Annotated in this window: 5 protein-coding genes and 1 pseudogene; all 6 read left to right on the forward strand. The window is 58.0% G+C overall.

Annotated features, from left to right (window positions below):
- Positions 1-331 (forward strand): phosphogluconate dehydrogenase C-terminal domain-containing protein (locus GA0061101_RS38250; RefSeq protein WP_280951459.1); only part of this gene is annotated, 331 nt, incomplete at its 5' end.
- A gap of 79 nt (positions 332-410) precedes the next feature.
- Positions 411-1,352, forward strand: coding sequence for a D-ribose ABC transporter substrate-binding protein (locus GA0061101_RS38255; protein WP_037200159.1), 942 nt, complete (start codon positions 411-413; stop codon positions 1,350-1,352).
- Positions 1,353-1,430: 78 nt separating this feature from the next.
- Entirely contained in the window at positions 1,431-2,075 is a 645-nt protein-coding gene (locus GA0061101_RS38260) for a DUF2291 family protein (RefSeq protein WP_037200157.1), read from the forward strand.
- Positions 2,072-3,622: a sugar ABC transporter ATP-binding protein gene (locus GA0061101_RS38265; RefSeq protein WP_037200156.1), complete on the forward strand. Its 1,551-nt coding sequence runs from the start codon at positions 2,072-2,074 to the stop codon at positions 3,620-3,622. Before GA0061101_RS38260 ends, GA0061101_RS38265 begins: the two co-directional genes overlap by 4 nt.
- Positions 3,619-4,683: an ABC transporter permease gene (locus GA0061101_RS38270; protein WP_037200154.1), complete on the forward strand. Its 1,065-nt coding sequence runs from the start codon at positions 3,619-3,621 to the stop codon at positions 4,681-4,683. Before GA0061101_RS38265 ends, GA0061101_RS38270 begins: the two co-directional genes overlap by 4 nt.
- 643 nt (positions 4,684-5,326) lie before the next feature.
- Positions 5,327-5,739: pseudogene (locus tag GA0061101_RS38275) on the forward strand (response regulator transcription factor); the annotation flags it as partial.

The raw sequence follows: 5,739 nt of genomic DNA on the forward strand, positions 1-5,739 counted from the left end.
ACCCGTCATGCGCTCGCACCGCGTGACCGTCGAGCAGATGGCGATGCTGGAGCCGGGCCTTTCCGAGACGGTTTGCGCCTCGCTGCTCGTCGTCATGCGTCAGGCCATGGATGAATGTGTTTCCCGCGGCGTTCCGGCGGAAGCCGCCCGCGACTTCCTGCTCGGCCATATGAATGTTCTCGGTGCCGTGATCTTCAAGGAAGTCGACGGCGTCTTCTCCGACGCCTGCAACAAGGCAATCGAGTTCGGAATCCCCGCCCTGATGCGCGACGACTGGAAGAAGGTTTTCGAACCGCAGGAGATCGCCGAAAGCATCCGGCGCATTACCTGAGGAGATCCTGGGGAGGGCGTCAGTCCTCCCTTTTCTGCCTCGCTGGGAACGGGGCCTGTTTCATAACTGGGAGGAAACCATGAAACTGACACGCAGACTGACACTTGCTGCCTTTACCAGCGTTCTTGCCCTGGGCACGGCCGCACCTGCCTTCTCGGCGGATCTGATTGCCATCATTACGCCAGCCTTCGACAATCCATTCTTCAAGGCCGAAGCTGTCGGTGCCGAAGCCAAGGCAAAGGAGCTTGGTTACGACACGCTCGTCATGTCGCATGACGACGACGCGAACAAGCAGTCCGAGGTCATCGATACGGCAATTGGGCGTGGCGCCAAGGCCATCATTCTCGACAATGCCGGCGCTGACGCGACGGTTGCCGCCATCAAGAAGGCCAAGGATGCCGGCATCCCCGCCTTCCTCATCGACCGCGAAATCAACGTCACCGGTATCGCCGTCGCCCAGATCGTTTCCAACAATTACCAAGGTGCACAGCTCGGCGCGCAGGAATTCGTCAAGCTGATGGGCGAGAAGGGCAATTATGCCGAACTTGTTGGCCGCGAAGCCGATACCAATGCCGGTATCCGCTCGCAGGGCTATCATGACGTCATCGATGACTATCCGGATCTGAAGCTGGTCGCCAAGCAATCGGCGAATTGGAGCCAAACCGAAGCCTATGCCAAGATGGAAACGATCCTGCAGGCGAACCCGAACATCAAGGGCGTCATCTCGGGCAACGACACTATGGCGATGGGCGCAATCGCAGCCCTTCAGGCGGCCGGCCGCAAAGATGTCATCGTCGTGGGCTTCGACGGTTCCAACGACGTGCGCGACTCAATCAAGGCGGGCGGCATCAAGGCGACTGTCATGCAGCCGGCCTATGCCCAGGCTCAGATCGCGGTCCAGCAGGCCGACGCCTACATCAAAAATAAGACCGTGCCGAAGGATGAGAAGCAATTGATGGATTGCGTCCTCATCAACGCGGACAATGCCGACAAGCTTGAGACCTTCGCGCTGAAGAACTAACGGCAGACCGAGCACCATGGAGAGCGTGGAAAACCCACGCTCTCCAGATATGTTTCCTGTGAGATAGAGGTGCATTGCATGTTGAGGATCAGAGGCGCCGTCGCGGCCCTCATGCTGGTCGCAGCGCTGCCTGGCTGCAAGATCATCAAAACGCCGACACCTGAGGAAAAGGCGGCGGAAGCGGCAAAGACCGCCTTCGATCCGACGACCAAGGTCGAGGCGATCTGGCAGTCACAAGTGCTTCCCGACCTTGAGAAGCGAGCGGGCGACTTCAAGACGGTGTTGCAGGCAGTCGCATCCAACCCGGATGAGGCCGGCGCAAAATATGGAAATCCGCGCAAGCAGGCCTCATCGCCCTGGACCTATGCGGTCAAGCTTAGCGGCAAGATCGTCGCCGCGGATACAACCTCTCGCGCAGGAACCGTCGACGTCGATGTGGATAGCGACGGCAAGGCGGACGCAAAGGTGCAGATTGGCCCGGCAGTCCGCGGTACGGCGCTGCGCGACGCGCTGGATTTCCTCGACTTCAATGAATTCAGAAACCAGATTGAATGGGCGCAATTCGGCAAGGCATTCAACGAGAAGGCAAACACGTCCTTCCTCGCGGCCCTGCCACGCGATGGCCTCGTGGGCAAGACCGTCACGGTGACCGGCGCGTATCCGCTGCCAGCCTCCGGCCAACTTCCGCTGATCACCCCTTCGGCGCTGGCGTTGGGGCAATGACCATGGGCGACACGACAGAGGACGACATCATCCTTCGCCTGGAAGACGTATCGAAGGTCTATTCCGGAATCGTTGCGGTCAAGCGCGCCAATCTCGAGCTGCGGCGCGGCGCGGTTAATGTCCTGGTTGGAGAAAACGGCGCCGGCAAATCAACGCTGATGAAGATTATCGCCGGCGTTGAGCGGCCCACCCTCGGCCGCATCGTCCTTGAAGGTGAAGCCGTTCATTTCGATAGCCCGGCTGACGCGCAAGCGCGCGGCATCGGAATGATTTTCCAGGAACTCAACCTCTTCGCCAACATGTCGGTCGCCGAAAATATTTTTGCGACGCGCGAAATCACGCGCCGCATCTTCGGCATCGACCACAAGGCGCAAATTACCAAAGCCAATGAATTCCTAAAGAGACTGGACGCGGGCATCAATGCCGAGACCATGATCGAGGATTTGCCGATCGGGCAGCAGCAGCTTGTCGAAATCGCCAAGGCCATCTCGCTTGATGCCCGCATCCTGATCATGGACGAGCCGACATCGGCGCTGTCTGCTGCGGAAGTCGACATTCTCTTCAAGGTGATCGCCGAGCTTAAGGCGCAGGGTGTGGCAATCGTCTATATCTCGCACCGGCTGGAAGAACTGATGCGGATCGGTGATTACATCACCGTGCTGCGCGACGGGCAGATCACCGGCCAGGCTATGGTTCGCGATATCGATACGAAATGGATCGTCCGGTCGATGATCGGATCGGAAGCCAAGGATTTTGCCAAGGGCGACAGCCACACGATCGGTAAGGAAGCCTTCCGTGCCGAGGAGATCAGCCTTCCGCGCTCGACCGGCGGCCTTGCCGTCGATCACGTCTCGCTCTCCGTTCGCGCAGGCGAGATTCTCGGCATTTATGGCTTGATGGGCGCGGGCCGCAGCGAGTTCTTCGAATGCGTCATGGGTCGGCACGTGCATTCGACCGGCAAGATCTTCATCGACGGCGTCGAGGTTCGCGAACGCGATACCACCCGCCGCATCCGGCGCGGCCTGGCGCTGATACCGGAAGACCGGCAGCGCGAGGGGCTGGTGCAGGTGCTGTCCATTGCCAGCAACCTGACGCTCGCAAGCCTCGGACGCTTCGCCCGCTTCTTTCACATCGATGCCGGCGCCGAAAGGCGGGCCATGCGCGACATGATCCGTGACCTGTCGATCAAGGCACCCAATCCGGATTTCGAGGTGACATCGATGTCCGGCGGCAATCAGCAAAAGGTCGTCATTGGTAAGGCGCTGATGACAGACCCCAGGGTGCTTCTGATGGACGAGCCCAGCCGGGGCATCGACGTCGGCGCCAAGGCCGATGTCTTTCGTACCATGCGCAAGCTTGCCGGCAAGGGTCTGGCAATCCTGTTTTCGACATCAGACCTGGAAGAGGTCATGGCACTTTCCGACCGCATCGCCGTCTTGAGCAACGGCAGGCTGGTCGCGGTCTTCGAAAGAAGCGATGCCACGGAAGAAACCATCATCGCCGCTTCGGCCAAGGGACACGGACATACAAGGGAACTCGCGTCATGACGGCAGATACCTCCACTTCTTTTGCGGCCAAGCGGTCGAATGGCTCGGCACTCCTGACGCTGATGAAACTCAGAACCTTCATCGCGCTCTTTGCCGTCATTATCTTCTTCGCCATCTTCGCCCCGAACTTCACCTCGAGCGCGAATATGATTCTAATGTCGAAGCATGTTGCGCTTAATGCCTTCCTGGCGATGGGCATGACCTTTGTCATCATCACCGGCGGCATCGACCTCTCGGTCGGCTCGATCGTCGGCCTGTGCGGCATGGTGGCGGGCGCTCTCATCCTCAATGGCGTCGCATTGCCGATCGGATACACCGTCTATTTCAACATATACGAGATCATCCTGATCACGCTTGCCGTCGGACTGTTGATTGGGCTCATCAACGGGCTACTCATCACCAAGCTTAACGTTGCCCCCTTCATCGCAACGCTCGGGACGCTCTACGTTGCTCGCGGCCTCGCGCTGCTATCCTCGGACGGCCAGACCTTTCCGAACCTGGTCGGCAGGCCGGAGTTCGACACGACCGGTTTCGACGTCTTCGGTGCCGGCAGGCTGCTCGGCCTCCCCGTTTCCATCTGGATACTCATCTTTCTCGCGCTGATCGCCGCCTATGTGTCCCGCTCGACGCCGATCGGCCGGCACATCTTCGCCGTCGGCGGCAATGAGCGCGCGGCACGCATGTCGGGCATCCGCGTCGATGGGGTGAAGATCTTCGTCTATATGTTCTCAGGGCTGTGTGCTGCGATCGTCGGCATCATCATTTCGTCGGAGCTGATGGCCGCTCATCCGGCGACCGGCGAGAGCTTCGAACTCAACGCCATCGCGGCTGCTGTTCTCGGCGGCACCTCGATGTCGGGTGGACGCGGTACGATCGGAGGCACGATCATCGGCGCCTTCGTCATCGGCATCCTGTCCGACGGGCTGGTGATGATGGGCGTATCATCCTTCTGGCAGATGGTCATCAAGGGGCTGGTCATCATCATCGCCGTGGTTGTCGACCAGGCGCAGCGGCGTCTTCAGCAACGCGTTACCCTAATGCAAATGGCAAGGGCCGGATGAAATTGCGGAAATCCGGCGTATCTTGAACAGTCTTGGCAACACCCGATCTCAGGCAATGACTTTAGATCATTCGCACGACGGCACCCTGGCGCTCTTGAAGGGAGTCGACCCCTTGACCCGTTTCGCAATTTCCCGCGTTCTTGAAAACACGATATTGCTGACCTGCATATCTGATGACTGCAATGACGCTTGCGATCGCTCGTTTTTGTCACCCAGGTGCTGTCGCAGCCTGTCAGCAATATAGGGCCACTCGCAAGTGAAACACGGACTATAGGTTTCTTGTTGCCGACATTTCCGGCAGCAGATCCCCGCCACGAGCAAAGCTGCGGCGGAAAACCGTGTCGCGCCCGGATCATATTACCGATGGCCCAATTCTATATCTCATCACCTCCATGACCACCCTCATAAGCGGCGTCAATACGTGACAACATCCTTGATTATTATCAACGCATGTTGATGCACTAAAAAAAGATTAAGTATATTAGCTAATGGTCGACAATATGAGAAACCTAGATTGAGGAGAACAATATGAAGCAAGAAGCAATGCCGAAATTTAGACAGGGGCTTTGCTATCCAAAGAATAGAAGTATTCGGGCGGTCACAAGAAGAATAAGGGTCACACTAAAGGTTGGGGGTATCGACCATGAACGGACAGTCATTAACGAATGAGAAATTCGCTTCAGAAACAGCAGCTCGCATCATTTCAGTTCGAACACCGGATTCATTGAGGCCGTTTGTTGCCTCCGGCATCGCCGGCGCGGCAGAATCAGAGGACTATATCCTTCTGATCGATTCCAGGGCTCTGGACCGCGAGTACCTATCAAGAAGTCTCACAGACTATGACGACAGCATGAATATCGTCACCGTAGCGTCATTCGAGGAATGGCAGATACGGGACATGCAGGTCGCACCGTCAGCCATTCTCTTCATGATTGGCGGACGCAAGGTTTCCGACTCCGAAATCAGCACGAAAATTTGCGCCTTGGTGGAGAGATTCAAGGCCAGCCCCGTGATCGTCGGCGCCGACAGCGACGAGCTCGCACAGCTTTTGCAAGC

Source organism: Martinezella lusitana (assembly GCF_900094565.1).
Lineage (GTDB): Bacteria > Pseudomonadota > Alphaproteobacteria > Rhizobiales > Rhizobiaceae > Rhizobium > Rhizobium lusitanum.

What these genes read in the sequence shown, in the direction of transcription:
- GA0061101_RS38255 (WP_037200159.1), top strand. Translation starts at nt 411, where the DNA reads ATGAAACTGACACGCAGACTGACACTTGCTGCCTTTACCAGCGTTCTT.
- GA0061101_RS38260 (WP_037200157.1), top strand. Translation starts at nt 1,431, where the DNA reads ATGTTGAGGATCAGAGGCGCCGTCGCGGCCCTCATGCTGGTCGCAGCG.
- GA0061101_RS38265 (WP_037200156.1), top strand. Translation starts at nt 2,072, where the DNA reads ATGACCATGGGCGACACGACAGAGGACGACATCATCCTTCGCCTGGAA.
- GA0061101_RS38270 (WP_037200154.1), top strand. Translation starts at nt 3,619, where the DNA reads ATGACGGCAGATACCTCCACTTCTTTTGCGGCCAAGCGGTCGAATGGC.